The 16,166-nt window shown below is 72.6% G+C and carries 16 protein-coding genes and 1 tRNA gene; 11 read left to right on the plus strand and 6 right to left on the minus strand.

Annotation, left to right across the window (positions count from 1 at the left end; translation table 11 throughout):
- Together BMY19_RS24135 and BMY19_RS24140 are read right to left on the minus strand one after the other, a co-directional pair.
- Nucleotides 1-261 (minus strand): IS3 family transposase (locus BMY19_RS24135; protein ID WP_020096081.1); only part of this gene is annotated, 261 nt, incomplete at its 3' end.
- 941 nt (nucleotides 262-1,202) lie between these two features.
- Nucleotides 1,203-1,279 (minus strand) — tRNA-Arg (locus BMY19_RS24140).
- A gap of 235 nt (nucleotides 1,280-1,514) precedes the next feature.
- On the opposite strand from BMY19_RS24140, the gene BMY19_RS24145 reads away from it, so the two are divergent.
- Complete coding sequence (locus BMY19_RS24145; protein ID WP_170863030.1) at nucleotides 1,515-3,704, plus strand: FUSC family protein; 2,190 nt, start codon at nucleotides 1,515-1,517, stop codon at nucleotides 3,702-3,704.
- A gap of 14 nt (nucleotides 3,705-3,718) precedes the next feature.
- Here BMY19_RS24145 and BMY19_RS24150 read toward each other — a convergent pair whose 3' ends face one another.
- Complete coding sequence (locus BMY19_RS24150) at nucleotides 3,719-3,949, minus strand: hypothetical protein (RefSeq protein ID WP_100253187.1); 231 nt, start codon at nucleotides 3,947-3,949, stop codon at nucleotides 3,719-3,721.
- A gap of 295 nt (nucleotides 3,950-4,244) precedes the next feature.
- Between BMY19_RS24150 and pth the strand changes: the two genes are divergently transcribed.
- The 4 genes from pth (at nucleotide 4,245) to BMY19_RS24170 (ending at nucleotide 7,319) form a co-directional block, all read left to right on the plus strand.
- Nucleotides 4,245-4,853, plus strand: a complete 609-nt coding sequence (pth, locus tag BMY19_RS24155; protein ID WP_091682753.1) for an aminoacyl-tRNA hydrolase — start codon at nucleotides 4,245-4,247, stop codon at nucleotides 4,851-4,853.
- A gap of 45 nt (nucleotides 4,854-4,898) precedes the next feature.
- Nucleotides 4,899-5,078 carry a hypothetical protein gene (locus BMY19_RS24160; RefSeq protein WP_100253188.1) on the plus strand — a complete coding sequence of 60 codons (180 nt, stop codon included), beginning with the start codon at nucleotides 4,899-4,901 and terminating at the stop codon, nucleotides 5,076-5,078.
- A gap of 3 nt (nucleotides 5,079-5,081) precedes the next feature.
- Nucleotides 5,082-6,179 carry a redox-regulated ATPase YchF gene (gene ychF, locus BMY19_RS24165; RefSeq protein WP_100253189.1) on the plus strand — a complete coding sequence of 366 codons (1,098 nt, stop codon included), beginning with the start codon at nucleotides 5,082-5,084 and terminating at the stop codon, nucleotides 6,177-6,179.
- Nucleotides 6,180-6,329: 150 nt separating this feature from the next.
- Nucleotides 6,330-7,319 carry a MaoC family dehydratase gene (locus tag BMY19_RS24170; RefSeq protein ID WP_056533555.1) on the plus strand — a complete coding sequence of 330 codons (990 nt, stop codon included), beginning with the start codon at nucleotides 6,330-6,332 and terminating at the stop codon, nucleotides 7,317-7,319.
- Between the two features lie 7 nt (nucleotides 7,320-7,326).
- Here BMY19_RS24170 and BMY19_RS24175 read toward each other — a convergent pair whose 3' ends face one another.
- Nucleotides 7,327-8,022, minus strand: a complete 696-nt coding sequence (locus BMY19_RS24175; protein ID WP_091682754.1) for a class I SAM-dependent methyltransferase — start codon at nucleotides 8,020-8,022, stop codon at nucleotides 7,327-7,329.
- 228 nt (nucleotides 8,023-8,250) lie between these two features.
- A complete protein-coding gene (gene mtnA / locus BMY19_RS24180; RefSeq protein WP_091682668.1) occupies nucleotides 8,251-9,354 on the minus strand; it encodes an S-methyl-5-thioribose-1-phosphate isomerase in 1,104 nt (367 codons plus the stop codon).
- Nucleotides 9,355-9,521: 167 nt separating this feature from the next.
- Here mtnA and BMY19_RS24185 point away from each other — a divergent pair, with 167 nt between their 5' ends.
- From BMY19_RS24185 to BMY19_RS24210, 6 genes are all read left to right on the plus strand, one after another.
- Nucleotides 9,522-12,173: a DNA translocase FtsK gene (locus BMY19_RS24185; RefSeq protein ID WP_100253190.1), complete on the plus strand. Its 2,652-nt coding sequence runs from the start codon at nucleotides 9,522-9,524 to the stop codon at nucleotides 12,171-12,173.
- A 481-nt stretch (nucleotides 12,174-12,654) separates the two neighbouring features.
- Complete coding sequence (locus tag BMY19_RS24190; RefSeq protein ID WP_020094268.1) at nucleotides 12,655-13,137, plus strand: Hsp20 family protein; 483 nt, start codon at nucleotides 12,655-12,657, stop codon at nucleotides 13,135-13,137.
- Nucleotides 13,138-13,279: 142 nt separating this feature from the next.
- The gene (locus BMY19_RS24195) at nucleotides 13,280-13,798 is read left to right on the plus strand and encodes an Hsp20/alpha crystallin family protein (RefSeq protein WP_100253191.1); all 519 of its coding nucleotides are present in this window, start codon (nucleotides 13,280-13,282) and stop codon (nucleotides 13,796-13,798) included.
- 131 nt (nucleotides 13,799-13,929) lie between these two features.
- Nucleotides 13,930-14,358, plus strand: a complete 429-nt coding sequence (locus tag BMY19_RS24200; protein WP_020094270.1) for a hypothetical protein — start codon at nucleotides 13,930-13,932, stop codon at nucleotides 14,356-14,358.
- Nucleotides 14,359-14,374: 16 nt separating this feature from the next.
- Nucleotides 14,375-14,719, plus strand: a complete 345-nt coding sequence (locus tag BMY19_RS24205; RefSeq protein ID WP_100253192.1) for a hypothetical protein — start codon at nucleotides 14,375-14,377, stop codon at nucleotides 14,717-14,719.
- Nucleotides 14,720-14,743: 24 nt separating this feature from the next.
- Nucleotides 14,744-15,100, plus strand: coding sequence for a hypothetical protein (locus BMY19_RS24210; protein WP_244535003.1), 357 nt, complete (start codon nucleotides 14,744-14,746; stop codon nucleotides 15,098-15,100).
- Between the two features lie 25 nt (nucleotides 15,101-15,125).
- Here the strand turns inward: BMY19_RS24210 and BMY19_RS24215 are convergent, their stop codons facing one another.
- On the minus strand, nucleotides 15,126-16,166 hold the full coding sequence (locus tag BMY19_RS24215) for an aldose epimerase family protein (RefSeq protein ID WP_100253193.1): 1,041 nt from the start codon (nucleotides 16,164-16,166) through the stop codon (nucleotides 15,126-15,128).

A 16,166-nucleotide genomic window follows, 5' to 3' on the forward strand; every position in this document is an offset into this window, starting at 1 on the left:
AGCCTCCTGCAGAATCAGCTTGTCGAGCGTGAGATCTGCGATCGCCTTCCGGAGCCGCTGGTTTTCGGTCTCCAGGTCCTTCATGCGCCGGACCTGGTCGCTCTTCAGGCCGCCGTACTCCTTGCGCCAGCGGTAGTACGTCACCTCCGTCACGCCAATCGTGCGGATCGCGTCCCCGACGCTCTGGCCCTGCGAGACCAGCACATCCACCTGCCGCAGCTTGGCGACGACATCCTCCGGCTTGTGCCCCTTCGTTCCCATCTGTCCGTCCTCGTCCTGGCCCGAAAGCCATACCTCAGGGCGGACCACTTCACTGGGGGCGGATCACCTCAGGAGGCACGCCGATCGCGGCGGGATTGTGGGCCTAGGGCCGCCGCATGGTCGCCGAGTAGCTCGATACTGGCAGCATGCCGCAGCCGCGCGGCTGCAGCCCGAAACATGCACGACGCAACTTCGCCCTTGGCGGGCGTATCCTCCCAGACACGGCTGGGGCCTACGGACTCCGGCCTCTTTCGTGAGGCTCGAGCATGTCGCCGTGGTTGACTGCCGTCCTGAGCCTCGAGACCGCGCTGTGCTCCACGATCCTAGCGGAGGCTGATCATGATCGTCAGGAAGTAGAGGAGCCGGCGGCTGAGATAGCCCGCGTGTCCGGTTGGCTCCTGTTGGCCGCTATAGGCTTCCTGCTTTGGTCAAGGCCAGCTGACTGGCGGCGGCGCGCTGCTAGGCAGGCGGTGACCTCGCCACGTGGAACACCCGTCCTGGCTACCTGTTCGCTTCCTGCGGCGACAGGAGTGCAAAGGATGGCTGGCCTGACGAAGAGACCTGAGAGCGACCCGCCGGAGCCCGAGTTGCCCCACGGTCTACCGATGCCGCCCAACACCGGCGACATGCCGCCACCGAGGCTACCGCCGGCTCCTGACGACGATCCCGCACCGCCGGGCAAAGAGCCGGCACCCGACATCGATGAGGTACCGGGCCTCTGATCAATCAGGCCTGAGGGCACGAAAGACGTGCCTGCGCGGCCAGGAGGAATGCAGCCTTCTCGTGTTGCTTCCGTGTTGCGTGGAGCAACCGCAACCACGTAGGCTCGGGTCGTAACCCTTTGTGATTTCACGGTCCGTGTTGCGACGTGTTGTGAGGTCAGAATGGGTCGCTGCGGCAAAGAAAAACCCGCCAAGTCACTGACGTGGCGGGTTAAATCCTGGCGACCCCGGTAGGGCTCGAACCTACGACCTGCCGCTTAGAAGGCGGCTGCTCTATCCAGCTGAGCTACGGAGTCGGGGCCAGGCGGCCCCAGAAGCCACGGGCTCGCCCGAGGGTCAAGCGCGCGGGGCGAGGACCGGCGCGGCGTCCCGGATCGGGCCGAGGATGGAGAGACTGCCCCGCGGCGATGCGCCGGACGCGCCTTAGCGATCCGGCGCCGGGAGCGGGCCGGGGTTGCGCGCCGCCGCGGATCCGGTCAGGCCGGAGCGCGGTTCATGCCGGGGCGCCGCGCCCCCGTCGGGAGACCGAGCTTGACCGCGCCGAGTCCCACAGCCTCGCCCCCCGGACATGTCCGGCGCCGCCGCCTCGCCGCCGGCCGGGGCAGCCTGAGCCGGCCGGGCGGCGATCTGCGGCGCCTGCCCACGGGCCTCGACCTCCGGAACGTGCGGCTCGTGGAGGGCGTGCGCGCCGCCTTCGCGTTCGGCGTCGTCATCCTCCTCAACATCTGGATCCAGTGGTCGCCGCTGCTGACCATGGCGCTCGCCGCCAACCTCGCCTGCTTCTGCGACAACGGCGGCCCGATGCGGGCGCGCCTGCGCGTCCTCACCGCCTTCTCGTTCCTCGGCGGCCTGCTCTGGGCCGGCCTCGGCCTGATCCAGCCCCTCGGCCTGCCGGTGGTCGTCCCGGTCGCCTGCGCGCTGATCTTCGCCTGCTCGTACGCGCGCGTCTGGAGCGTGCAGGCCCAGTCGGCCGGCAACGTGCTCGTGGTGGTGCTGTGCATCGCTCTCGACCGGCCGCTCGACGTCGCGCAGGCGGCCGTCACCGCGGCGATGTTCGCGGCCGGCGGTCTCTGGGCGACCTTCCTGGCCCTGGTCATCTGGCGGCTGCACCCGTACCGACCGGCCCACCGGGCGGTGGCGGAGGTCTGGCACAATCTCGCCCGGCTCTGCGGCGACCTCGAGCGGCTCGTCGCCCTGCCGGAGCCCGACACGGCCGCCTTCGACGGCCACGCGCGGGGCCACCGCCGCGGCGTGCGGGCGAGCATCGAGACCGCGCGGACCATGATCCTCGACCTCGCCCGCTCCCGCGAGCGGGTCTCGGACCGCACCGCCCAGGCCCTGCTGCGCCTGGAGAGCGCCGAGCAGATCTTCGCCGCGCTGATCGCCGTGGGCGAGTTGATCGACAGCCGGCCCGACGCGCGCCGCCGGGCGCTCGCCAAGGTCTTCCTGCGGCGCCTGCGCCCCCTGCTGGTGACCATCGCCCGGGCGATCCGCGACGACGTCAACCTCGACCTCGGCCGCCTGGAGCACTCCATCGCCCGGGTGGCCGACGGCCTGTCGGAGGACCCGACCCTGGCCCGCCTCGCCGACCGGATCGCCGGGCGCGTGCGGCTCGGCGCCAAGCTGTCGACGCCGGAGGGCTACCGGCCCGGCGGCACGATCACGGAGGGCGGCAGCCTCGACCGCTGGACCCGCTACGTCGGGCCGCTGGCGCAGAACTTCACCCTGGCCTCGCCCAACCTGCGGCACGCCCTGCGGGCGAGCGCGGTCGCGGCGCCGGCGCTCGCTGCCACCCTGACCTACGCGGGCGCCTTCACGCACTGGCTGGTGATGACCGTGGTGCTCACCATGCAGCCCTTCTACGCGGCGACGTGGCAGCGGGCCCTGGAGCGGATCGGCGGCACGGTGCTGGGCGGCCTCGTGGGGGCCGGGCTCGCCTACTACGCCACGAGCCCGCTGGCGGAGGCCGGGCTCATCCTCGTGCTCAGCATCGTCGGCTTCGCGGCGCGCCAGATCTCGTACGGGTTCTTCGTCACCTGCCTGACGCCCCTCGTGGTGCTGCTCGTCGAGTTGCTGGAGCCCGGCCACAGCTCCTGGGAGATCGTCGCCATGCGGGGCGGCTTCACGGTGCTGGGCGGCGTGATCGCGGTGGCGAGCTGCCTCGTGCTCTGGCCGATCTGGGAGCCCGATCAGGTCCGGCAGGAGCTGCGCCGGGCGCTGAAGGCCCAGGCCGGGCTCGCCGAGGCGGTGCTCCGCGCGCCGCCCGGCGAGGGCCGCGAGGCCGCGATCGCGGCGCAGAGCCGCGAGGCCGGCCTCGCCCTCAACGATCTGGAGGCGGCGCTCTCCCGCGCCCTGCAGCAGCCCCGGGCCGGCAGCCACCCGGAGGTGGAATCCGCCCTGGTGGCCGACGCGACTCTGCGCCGGATCAGCGCCCGGCTGATCGTCCTGCGGCACGCCCCGGAGGCGGCCGCCCCCGAGGCGGAGCCGTGGCGGGCCTGGATCACCGCGACCCTGGCGGCCCTGGGCGCGGACAGGCCCGTGCCCGAGCGGCCGGCGCTGGATCGCGGACAGTCGCTCGTGCGCCTCGTCAGTCAGGTCGATCTTCTGGTCGGGACCCTGCGGCCCGGGGAGATCCGGGCCGCGACGGGGGTCGATGGCGGGGCCCCGGCTTCGAGCGACGGGACCGCGGCGCGGGCCGGTCAGCCCGTCCTGCCGTCCTGACGGACGGCCCCCCGTCAGAACCGCGGCAGGGCGTTGGCCGGGCCGCCGGCATGCGGGCCGCTGTAGCGGTAGGCGGTCGGCCGGGCCGGGCCGGCGGCGTCCCGGTACAGGACGGGAGCGTTGCCGACCCAGCCCGAATAGGCCGAGGCCGGGTAGGGCGAGTGCTTTGAGTCCAGGCCCTGTGCGAGGGCGGGCGTGGCGACCGCGGCGACCAGGGCGGCGGCGGCGAGCATGCGAACGGTCATGATGATCTCCGAGTGTCTTCGTATGACTTCAGCGGGAAGTCATCCGGTCAACCGTGTCGAGTGAGGAAGATCGTCGTCGCGATGCGCTGGGCGGCGGTCTTGATCGCTCCGGCTTTGCTTGGCCGAATGTGACCTCTCAACGGAGATACTCTGCCCCGGGTTCGACCGCCGCCGTGCGCTGGCGCACGGGGAGACGCGGCGCGGGCCGGAAGGCGCGCGACGGGTCCAGGCACGGCCGGGGATGCGTCCCGCGCCGAAGCGTGGCACAGACCGCGGCCTGAGAGGGATGCAGACCATGCGGCTGATCGTCGGCCTCGGAAACCCGGGCGCGCGCTACGCGGGCAACCGCCACAATATCGGCTTCCTCGCCGTCGACGCGATCGCCCGACAGCACCGGGCGAGCCCGTTCCGCCACCGGTTCCAGGGCGAGGCCGCCGAGGTGGTGCTGGGCACCGAGCGGGCGATCCTGCTGAAGCCCTCGACCTTCATGAACGAGTCCGGCCGCGCGGTCTCGGAGGCGCAGCGCTTCTACAAGATCCCGCTGGCCGACGTGATCGTGCTGCACGACGAGCTCGACCTCGCGCCCGCCAAGCTCCGGGTGAAGCTCGGCGGCGGCAATGCCGGCCATAACGGCCTGCGCTCGATCACCGCGCAGTGCGGCAACGACTACCGCCGGGTCCGGCTCGGCATCGGCCATCCCGGCGACAAGGCGCTGGTCCACGCCTACGTGCTCAACGATTTCGGCAAGGCCGAGCTGCCCTGGGTCGAGGATCTCTGCCGGGCGGTGGCCGACCACGCCGCCCTGCTCGCCGCCGGCGAGGACGCGAGCTTCCAGAACAAGGTCCACCTCGCCATGGCCGGCCGCGGCTGGGACGACGTGAAGACGCTGGGCGCCAGAAATTGACACGCCCACACGGGGACGGGATATCGGGGCGGGCGAGAGGGTCCGATGAAGGCGGTGCGCGTCGCGCCCGGCTGTCGGCGGTTCGATTGCCTCCCGGCGGCCGCGGCCCGGCACGTCGGTGCCGCGCGCTCGACCGAGGACGGGGCGCGCGGCGTCGTGTTCGCGGGCCCGATTCTCATCAACCCATTCCGCGCGTCGCCCGACGACGCGCTGCGACGGAACTGACCCATGGGCTTCAAATGCGGCATCGTCGGCCTGCCGAACGTCGGCAAGTCGACCCTCTTCAACGCGCTGACGCAGACGGCGGCCGCCCAGGCGGCGAACTACCCGTTCTGCACCATCGAGCCGAATGTCGGCGAGGTGGCGGTGCCGGATCCGCGGCTGAATGACCTCGCCCGGATCGCCTCCTCGAAGGAGATCATCCCGACGCGGCTGACCTTCGTGGACATCGCCGGCCTCGTGCGCGGCGCCTCCAAGGGCGAGGGCCTGGGCAACCAGTTCCTGGCCAATATCCGCGAGGTCGACGCCATCGCCCACGTGGTCCGCTGCTTCACGGACGGCGACGTCACCCACGTGGAGGGCAAGGTCGATCCGGCCGCCGACATCGAGACCATCGAGACCGAGCTGATGCTCGCCGACCTCGACAGCCTGGAGCGCCGCGCCCAGGCGCTGGAGAAGAAGGCCAAGGGCGCCGACAAGGAGGCCAAGGAGACCCTCGACCTCGTCAACCGCGCCCTGCCGCTTCTGCGCGAGGGCAAGCCCGCCCGCCTCGTGGAGCGCAAGCCCGACGAGGAGAAGCTGTTCCAGTCGCTCGGCCTGATGACGGCCAAGCCCGTCCTCTACGTCTGCAACGTCGACGAGGGCGACGCCGACAAGGGCAACGCCTACTCGGACGCGGTCTTCGCCCGCGCCAAGGCGGAGGGCGCCGTGGCGGTGGTGGTCTCGGCCAAGATCGAGAGCGAGATCGCCGTGATGCCGGAGGCCGACCAGGCCGAGTTCCTGGAGGCGGTGGGCCTCGCCGAGCCGGGCCTGAACCGGGTGATCCGCGCCGGCTACGACCTGCTCGGCCTCGTCACCTACTTCACGGTCGGCCCCAAGGAGGCCCGCGCCTGGACGATCACCAAGGGCACCCGCGCCCCCGGGGCGGCCGGGGTGATCCACTCGGATTTCGAGAAGGGCTTCATCCGGGCCGAGACCATCGCGTTCAAGGACTACACGGCGCTCAACGGCGAGTCCGGGGCCCGGGACGCCGGCAAGCTCCGGCTGGAGGGCAAGGATTACGTGGTGCAGGACGGCGACGTGCTGCACTTCCGCTTCGCCAACTGAGGTCGGCCCCACCCCGTCATCGCGCGCGCAGCGACGCGACCCGGGGCAGCGCGACATCGGTGCGCGCGGCGCCGCCTGGATTGCTTCGCTCCGCTCGCAAAGACGGCGATCCCGATCGCCTGCCCCATTGATCAACGTGACGAGCCCGCCATGCCCGATCCCGCCCTGGAAGACTTCTCCGTCGGCGACGTGATCGTCGGGGAGCCGCTGACGGTGACCCGCGACGACATCGTGGGCTTCGCGAAGGATTTCGACTTCCAACCCTTTCACCTCGACGAGGCGGCGGCGGAGACGACCTTCGCGGGCCGGCTGATCGGCTCGGGTTGGCACACGGCGGCCCTGGGCATGCGCCTGCTCCAGCAGGGGCCGTTCCGGGGCGGCTCGTCGCTGGGCGCGCCCGGCATCGACGAGCTGCGGTGGCTCGCGCCGGTCCTGCCGGGGGACGCGCTGACGCTGACCTTCCGGGTCGCGGGCCTGCGCGACTCGGCCTCGAAGCCGGGCCTCGGCTTCCTGACCGCCGAGGTCGCCCTCGCCAACCAGCGCGGCGAGACGGTCCTGACCCAGCGCTTCACCTTCATGCTGGCCCGCCGCGGCACCGATCCCCTGCCCCCGCGGCCCGTGGAGATCGGCGTGCCGGGGCCGGTCACCGAGCCGGAGGATGCCGAGATCCTGCCGTTCCTGCGGGACGCCGAGATCGGCGCCGTGCGGGAGCTGGGCGCCTACCCGTTCAGCGCCGAGGCGATCGTGGCCTTCGCGCGGGCCTACGACCCGCAGGCCTTCCACCTCGACCACGACGCGGCCAAGCGCAGCCATTTCGGCGGCCTCTGCGCCTCCGGCTGGCACACGACCGCCGCCTACATGAACCGGATGCTCACGACCCGCGCCCGGGACGCCGCCTACACGGCCGCCCGCGGGCCGGTCCCGGAGGCGGGCCCCTCCCCCGGGTTCAAGAACCTGCGCTGGCTGAAGCCGGTCTACGCGGGCGACACGGTCCGGTTCAGCGCCAAGCTCACCGACAAGCGCGCCTCGGCGTCGCGGCCGGGCTGGGGCTTGGCCTTCGCGCGCAACACCGGGGTGAACCAGCGCGGCGAGGCGGTCTTCGCCTTCGACAGCGCGGTCTTCCACCAGTGGGAGCCGTGAGCGGGCCTCAGGCCGGCGCCTTGCCGAGCACCGCGAGGGACTGACCCAGATACACGCCCGACGGCCACGGCGCCGCCGTGCCGTCGAGGAACGTCACGCTGTCGAAGCCGATATGGTCGGCCCAGGTCTGCCAGACGCTGCGCTCGATGAACGTGTTGAGGTGCGGCACCGTGCTGGTGCGCTGCTCGCCGACCGTCTTGGTGAAGACGCCCCAGTGCGAGGCCATGCTGAACTCGAGGAACGAGGCCACGACGCGGCCCCCGGGCCTGAGGGCGCGGTGCATCTCCTCCAGGTAGATGTAGCACTCCGTGTGCAGGAGATGCGTGAACACGCTGAAGGCCGAGACGAGGTCGACGCTGCCGTCGGCGACCGGCAGCGACAGCGCCGTGTTCCGGGCGAAGCGGTAGTCCCTGGGACAGCGGCGCTTCGCGTAGTCCAGCAGGTCCTGAACGACGTCGAGGCCCAGATACGCGACGCTCGCGGTGCGGGCGAGATGCACCGCCAGGCGCCCGGAGCCGCACCCGAAATCGACCACCGACTGGCCGTCCCGGAGCCCGAAATGCTGGAGGATCTCGCACTCGATCGCGCCGATGCGGTCGTAGTCGCCGCCCACCGCCACGCTCATCGCCTCATCCAGGGGCAAGTCGCGCATCAGTTGGCGGACGTACGCCTCGTAATCCTCGACGAAATGAAATTTCGCCATCGCGGCCACCTCGAAGGTGTCGAGATCGGACTGGGATGATCAGTCCATCCGCCGTCGAGATTTGTTCTTCCCCACGACGCTCCGGCATCCGTTCTGCCGAACACCGTCGAGCCGCGAAAGCGGCCGCGCGGATACGGGGCGCGAATTGCCCCCGAGGCTGCCTTTTCGGTCACACCGCGTTCGGGAAGACCCGGATACTGCGCCGGGCGGCCGCGCAGAGATCCACCCTCACGCCGCCCGGCGGCGCTCCGGGTAGAGCCCGTACAGGCCCTCGCGGCTCGCCGCGCAGATGCCGCGCTCGGTGATGATCCCGGTCACGAGGCGCGACGGCGTCACGTCGAAGGCGGGGTTGGCCACCGGGCTGCCGGGGGAGACGACCTCGATCGTAGCGAAGCCGCCGTCGGGCAGCCGGCCGGTCATGTGGGTGACCTCGCGCCCGTCGCGCTCCTCGATCGGGATCTCCTTCACCCCGTCGTCGAGGGTCCAGTCGATGGTCGAGAACGGCAGGGCGGCGTAGAACGGCACGCCGTTGTCGTGGGCCGCCAGCGCCTTCAGGTAGGTGCCGATCTTGTTGCAGACGTCGCCGCTCGCCGTGGTCCGGTCCGAGCCGACGATGCAGAGATCGACGCCGCCGTGCTGCATGAGGTGGCCGCCGGCATTGTCGGCGATGACCGTGTGCGGCACGCCGTGGCCGTTCAGCTCGAAGGCCGTGAGCGCGGCGCCCTGGCTGCGCGGCCGGGTCTCGTCGACCAGGACGTGGACCGGCACGCCCCGCTCGTGGGCGGCGTAGATCGGCGCGAGCGCCGTGCCCCAGTCCACCGTCGCCAGCCAGCCGGCATTGCAGTGGGTCAGGACCGTGACCGGCCGGTCGCCGCCCCTTGCCGCGTGGAGGTCGGCGATGATCTGGCCGCCGTGGGCGCCGATCGAGCGGCAGCTCGCCACGTCCTCCTCGGCGATGCGGCCGGCCTCCGCGAAGGCGCGGGCGAAGCGCTCGTCCGGCGCGACCTGGCGCAGGTTGGTGGAGACCCGGTCCAGCGCCCAGCGCAGGTTGATCGCGGTCGGCCGCGTCGCCGCGAGGGTCGCCACCGCCCGGTCGATCCCGTCGTGGGACGCGTCGGCGCGCATGGCGAGCGCCAGCCCGTAGGCGGCCGTGACGCCGATCAACGGCGCGCCCCGCACGATCATCGTGCGGATCGCCACCGCGGCGTCCTCCAGCGTGGCGAGGCGCTTCACCTCGAACGCGAAGGGCAGGCGGGTCTGGTCGATCACCTGGACGCTGAGGCCGTCCGGGTCCGGGAAGATCGTGCGGTAGGGCTGGCCGTCGATGTTCATGGCCGATCCTGTGCCACAGCGGGGCGGATTTTGCACCCGTGGGCGCGGACGGCGACAGCCTCGGGATGCGCGGCCGGGCGCCGGTGAGCCTTCCTCAACCTTAGCAGGTCGTTAAGGGGGTCGTGCCTAGCCTCGGGGGTAAGTCCCCGTCCTGCGTCCGGTCCCGCATGCGCTCGCTTCGCCGTCCCGCATCGCCCTACGAGACTTTCGTCGACAGCGTTCGCCCCTTCCTGGGCAAGCGCCTGACGGAGCTCGGCGGCTTCGTGCTGTTCACCGGCGCGGTCGCGCTGACCGTGGCCCTGGCCACGTGGTCGATCGACGACCCGAGCCTCAACCACGCCACCGACCACGCCGCCCACAACGTCCTCGGCCAGCCGGGCGCCGTCGTGGCCGACCTCGCCATGCAGATCCTGGGCCTGGGTTCCCTGGCCTTCGTGCTGCCGCCGGTGCTCTGGGGCATCCGGCTGATGCGGGAGCGCAACCTGCCCGAGGGCGGGCTGCGCATCGCCCTCTGGATCATCGGCTTCTGCGCCGCGAGCGCGGTGGCGAGCGCGCTCCCGCCGACGACCCGCTGGCCCCTGCCCACCGGCCTCGGTGGCGTGGCCGGCGACGGCCTGCTGTCGATGGCGCGGGTGATCGTCGGCGCGGTCTCGTCGGCGGCGGCCCACCTCGTCGGCTTCGGCTACGCCGCCGTGGCGATCCTCAGCCTGACCGGCGCCTGCCGGTTCGGCGCCGTCGAGGAGGACAGCCTGCACGACGATCCCTACCCCGTCCGGCGCGCGCCGGCGCGGGGCCGGGATTCGGGCCGCGACGAGCGCGAGGATTCCGACGAGCCGAGCCTCGGCCTCGTGGGTGTCGGCGCCCTGGCGCAGGGGCTGATGGGCCTGCGCGGCGCCGCGGCCGACCGGATCGCCGCGTGGCGCGCCGGCCGGGCCGAGCCGATCGACGGCGCGTCGCCCGCCCTCGCGGCCCGCCGCGCCTTCACGGACGCCGACCTTCCCTGGGCCGAGCACCTGCCCGAAGGCCGGCAGGCCGGCGCGAGCCGGCGCGAGCCCGTCTTCGACGCGTCCGAGGACGCCCCCGCGGCGCCGGGCCGCCGCGCCGCGCCGCCGGCCGACGCGGAGGACGATCCGGAGGCTTTCGAGGCGCCGCAGCGCCCGGTCCCGCCGCGGGCGGAGCCGACCGCGTCCCGGGTGGCGCCGCCGCCCGCAGCGCCCGTGCCGGCACGGCGCGCGCCCGCGCCGCCCGTCCGTCCCGAGGATTACGCCCTGCCCGCCCTTGACCTGCTGGCGGCCCCCCGCGGCCCGTCCCAGGCGAGCCTGATCTCGGCGGACGCGCTGGAGCAGAACGCCACGCTGCTGGAGGCGACCCTCGGCGATTTCGGCGTGCGCGGCGACATCCTGGCGGTGCGGCCGGGCCCGGTCGTCACCCTGTACGAGCTCGAGCCCGCGCCCGGCACCAAGTCCAGCCGCGTGATCGCGCTCGCCGACGACATCGCCCGGTCGATGTCGGCGGTCTCGGCCCGCGTCGCGGTCGTGCCCGGCCGGAACGCCATCGGCATCGAGCTGCCGAACGCCAAGCGCGAGACGGTCTACCTGCGCGAGCTCCTGGCCTCGACGGACTTCGCCGAGAGCAAGCACAAGCTGGCGCTGTGCTTAGGCAAGAACATCGGCGGCGAGCCGATCATCGCCGACCTCGCGCGCATGCCGCACCTCTTGGTCGCCGGCACCACCGGCTCGGGCAAGTCGGTGGCGATCAACACCATGATCCTGTCGCTGCTCTACCGGCTGAAGCCCGAGGAGTGCCGCCTGATCATGGTCGATCCCAAGATGCTGGAGCTGTCGGTCTACGACGGCATCCCGCACCTGCTCTCCCCGGTCGTCACCGACCCCAAGAAGGCGGTCATCGCCCTCAAGTGGGCCGTGCGCGAGATGGAGGAGCGCTACAAGAAGATGGCCAAGATCGCCGTCCGGAACATCGACGGCTACAACGCCCGGGTCGCCGAGGCGGCGGCGCGCGGCGAGGTGCTGACCCGGACCGTGCAGACCGGCTTCGACCGCCACACCGGCGAGGCCGTGTACGAGGACGAGGCGATGGATCTGGCGCCGCTGCCGTACATCGTGATCGTGGTCGACGAGATGGCCGACCTGATGATGGTGGCCGGCAAGGACATCGAGGGGGCGATCCAGCGCCTGGCGCAGATGGCGCGGGCGGCGGGCATCCACCTGATCATGGCGACGCAGCGCCCGTCGGTGGACGTGATCACCGGGACGATCAAGGCGAACTTCCCGACCCGGATCAGCTTCCAGGTGACGAGCAAGATCGACAGCCGCACGATCCTGGGCGAGATGGGCGCCGAGCAGCTTCTGGGCCAGGGCGACATGCTGTTCATGGCCGGGGGCGGGCGCACGACGCGGGTGCACGGGCCGTTCTGCTCGGACAGCGAGGTCGAGAGCGTGGTCGCCCACCTCAAGCGCCAGGGCCGCCCCAGCTACCTCGACGCCGTCACCGCCGACGACGAGGAGGGCGCGACCGAGAAGGGCGGCGGCAAGGGCAAGGCCGGCGCCGCGGAGCTCGAACTCGACGGCGCGGTGTTCGATCAGGGCTCCTTCGGCGAGGCCGGCGGCGACCTCTACGATCAGGCCGTGCAGGTGGTGCTGCGCGATCAGAAGGCGTCGACGAGCTACATCCAGCGCCGCCTGCAGATCGGCTACAACCGCGCCGCCTCGCTCATGGAGCGGATGGAGATCGAGGGCATCGTCGGCCCGGCCAACCACGCCGGCAAGCGCGAGATCCTCGTGGAGGAGGCGGTCGGCTGAGAGCGAGGCCTGCCGCGTCCGCGGCACCCCCTCCCTCGTGCGGCAGACGCGTGTTCGCGGTGCGCCCTGCGACGGAGCACGACGCGCCCCCTCTCCCGAGCGGGAGAGTGTTGGGGGGAGGCATGGGAAGTCTCCGGACAGGGCACGCGTTTGACGCGCGGACGGGGCGCGCCGTCTTCTGAAGCTTCGCGTCCCTCACCCCCACCCTCTCCCGCACGGGAGAGGGGACCCGCGCTCTCGATCTCAGGGACAGAGAGACCGCGAGCGCGTGCAGCCGGCAGCTCAGCGGGAGAGGCCGCGCGGATCGGATCACCGTATTCGGCCAGCCCTCGCCCAACCCGAAAAATTTCGCGCGGCGCGGAACCGACCCTTCGCCCGCACGTTACGCGCGTGCGAGGCCTGGAAACGGGCTCGCTCTGAGGGCGCCGGGCACGGTGTCCGGTGCTGCTTGTAGTCACGTTGCTCGTCGGAGGATGTGGTTATGAGGACGTACGACGTTTCGCCCCTGTTCCGGTCGTCCATCGGGTTCGACCGCCTGTTCGAGCTGATCAACCAAGCCGACCGCGTCGAGCCGTCGGCCGCCTGGCCGCCCTACAACATCGAGAAGGTGGCCGAGGACCAGTACCGCATCACCATGGCGGTCGCGGGCTTCACGCCGGACGAGATCGAGCTGACCCAGCAGGACACCACGCTCCTCGTCTCGGGTCAGAAGGCCGCCCAGGAGGGTGAGAAGCACTATCTCTACCGCGGCATCGCGGCCCGCACGTTCCGCCAGACGTTCAATCTGGCCGAGCACGTGAAGGTCGTGGGCGCGTCGCTGGAGAACGGCCTGCTCACCGTCGCGCTGAAGCGCGAGGTGCCGGAGGCGCTGAAGCCCCGCCGCATCGCCATCGGCGGCACGACGGCCGCGTCCGGCCAGGACAACGCCCCGGCGCAGATCGCCCGCGAGGCCAAGGCAGCCTGAATGGCAGCCTGAATGGCGGCCTGATCCGGTGCCCCGGGCGGCGCGCCCGGGCACCCCTGTCGACACGGATGACATCCCTCACGGGTCCGCGGACCCGCGGGCCCGTTCCCACGACTGCACCGCATTCGATGGAGCGAGGACCATGAGCGTGAGAGATCTGATTCCCTGGAACCGCACCCCCGCCCCGGCGCCGGCCGCCCTGTCGCAGGAGCCGGCCAGCCCCTTCCTGACGCTGCACCGGGAGATGAACCGCCTGTTCGACGACGTGTTCGGCGGGTTCGGCGGGATGCCGAGCCTCGCGGGCCGCGGCTTCGGCTGGCCCCATGTCGAGCTGGCGGAGGCGGACGGCGCGCTTCGCGTCTCCGCCGAGCTTCCCGGGCTCGACGAGAAGGACGTCGAGCTGCTCATCGCGGAGGGCGTCCTGACCCTGAAGGGCGAGAAGCGCGCGGAGTCCACCGACACGGGCCGCGGCTATTCCGAGCGCAGCTACGGCCGCTTCGAGCGGTCGATCGCCCTCCCTGTGCCGGTGGAGGAGGACAAGGCCGAGGCGACATTCCGCAACGGCGTCCTCACGGTGACGCTGCCGCGCGCGGCCGAGGCGCCGGAGCGCCGCCGGCGCATCGCCATCAACGGCACCGGCGCGCCGGCCGCCAAGCACTGAGCCGGGCCCTGGGCCGACCCTGGGGGTGACCGCCTGCGCGGTCGTGGACCCGAACGCATGACGCGACGGCCGGCGCGGCCCGATCGGGCGTGCCGGCCGCCCCAGCCTTTGCTCACGATGAGGAGGGTCGCATGCAGCCGATCGATACCAACCCCGTCCATCCCGCGTTCCATCCCGAGATCGGGCGCCTCGGTCCGGTGGCGGCCGCCAGCCTGAGGCCGCAGGCGGTCGAGCCGTTCGAGGCCTTCGTGGCGCCGGGCGACGTCTTCCGGCATCCCCGGGAGGTGCTGCGCTATCCCGGCCTGTCGCGGGCCGAGAAGCGGGCGATCCTGGCCTCCTGGGCCTCCGACGCCCGCGCGGTCGAGTCCTGCCCGACGCTGCGCTGCCTGCCGGGCTGCCGGGCCGAGCCCGTGCCACTGAGCGCGATCCTGGAGGCGCTCCAGGCGCTCGATGAGGGTTCGGCACCGCCCGCAGCCCCGCCGCCCGAGCCCCCCGTCCCCGCGGCGCTCTTCCGGCGCTGGGAGCGCGGTCCGGCCGGACCGGAGCCCCTGCTGAACTGAGCCGGGGAGGCGCGCGATGGCAACCTTCGACCTGCGGGGTGGGCACGGGCTCCTGCCCCGGACGCGGCGCGGCCGGCGCGGAGGGCCGGCGCGGACCACCGACGGCACGGTGCTCGGCCGCTGGCTCCTGTCCGTGGCCCTGTGCCTCGCCCTGGCGGCGCCCTGCCCGGCGCCCGCCCTGCCCTGGGTGCTGGCGGCCCTGCTGAGCCTGTCGAGCTTCGCGTGGCTCGGCCGGGCGATCACGCGGGCCGGGCCGCCGGCCAACGCCCGGCACCTGACCGCCTGGGACGCGGCCCTGCTGTCCTTCGCGGCGAGCTTCGCCGTCCAATCGGCGGCGCGCCTCGGCCTCTTCGGCGGCTGAGCGCGCTCCTCCAGGGAGGCAACCATGCAAGATGGGACGATCGGAATCGGACACGCCATCCCGCTCGGCCCGGCGGCCGCGCGCCTGCCCGACCTGGAGCGCGCCCTGGTCAACCCGGCCGCGGTGTTCGACACCCCGGCCGCGTTGCGCGATCATCCCCGGCTGCTCCCGAGCTGCAAGCGGGAGATCCTGCGGCGCTGGGCCTGGGACGAGTACCTGAAGGAGGTCGCCGCCGCCGAGGGGATGGCCGAGGGCGAGCCGTCGCGACTCGACGCCGTGAAGGCCGCCCTCCTGGCGCTCGGCGAGGCGCAGCGTCCCGATCCCGCCGCGCCGGCCGCCGCGATCCCGGCGCCCCGGGCGCTCGATCGCGCGGCGGCCTGAGCGCGCCGCGGCCGTCACTCGACCATCACACGACCGAGAACCGGAACTCCGTGGCGGCCGCGAAGGTCTCGCCCGGCCGCAGGACCGCGGAGGGGAAGCCGGGCTGGTTCGGCGCGTCCGGAAAGCCCTGCGTCTCGAAGCAGACGCCGTCGCCCGACCGGTAGATCCGCCCGGACGGGCCGATCAGGCGCCCGTCGAGGGTGTTGCCGCTGTAGAGCTGCAGCGCCGGCCGCGTGGTCCAGACCTCGAGCCGCCGCCCGCTGCCGGGATCGACGCAGGCGGCGGCCGGCCGCAGCGTCCCGGCGGCCCCGCGCAGCGCGAAGGTGTGGTCGTAGCCCTTGGCGTAGGTGAGCTGCGTGTCCCCGGCGCGGATCCGCGCCTCCAGGGCCCGCGGCGCGCGGAAATCGAACGGCGTCCCGGCGACCGGCAGCAGCGCGCCGGTGGGGATCTGGGTCGCGTCGGTCGGCGCGAAGGCGTCCGCCTCGACCTGCACGACGTGGCCGAGGACGCTGCCTGCTCCCTCGCCGGCGAGGTTGAAGTAGCTGTGGTTCGTGAGGTTCAGGACCGTGGGCCGGTCGGTCACCGCGGCGTAGTCCACGCGCAGCACGCCCTCCGCGGGCAGGCTGTAGGTGACGCGGACGTCGAGAGTGCCCGGAAACCCCTCCTCCCCGTCCGGCGAGCGGCGGCTCAGGACGAGGCGCGTCGCGTCGCTGAGTTCCGCCCGCCACAGGCGCCGGCCGAAATTCTCCGGGCCACCGTGGAGGGTGTTGGGGGGCTCGTTCACCGGTAGCCGGTAGTCGTGCCCGTCGAGGCTGAAGCGCCCGCCCGCGATGCGGTTCGCGTAGCGCCCGACGATCGCGCCGAAGCTCGGGCTCACGGTCTCGTAGCCCGCCAGGGTGTCGAGGCCGAGCACGACGTTGGCCGGACGGCCGGTGCGGTCGGGCACCTCGATCGCCGTGACGGCCGCGCCGTACTCGATGACGGCGACGCGCAGGCTGCCCCGGCTCAGGGTGTGGCGGCCGACCGGTCGGCCGTCCGCCGTCGTGCCGAACGGTTCGGCCGGCAT

Source organism: Methylobacterium sp. UNC300MFChir4.1, from assembly GCF_900110155.1.
Lineage (GTDB): Bacteria > Pseudomonadota > Alphaproteobacteria > Rhizobiales > Beijerinckiaceae > Methylobacterium.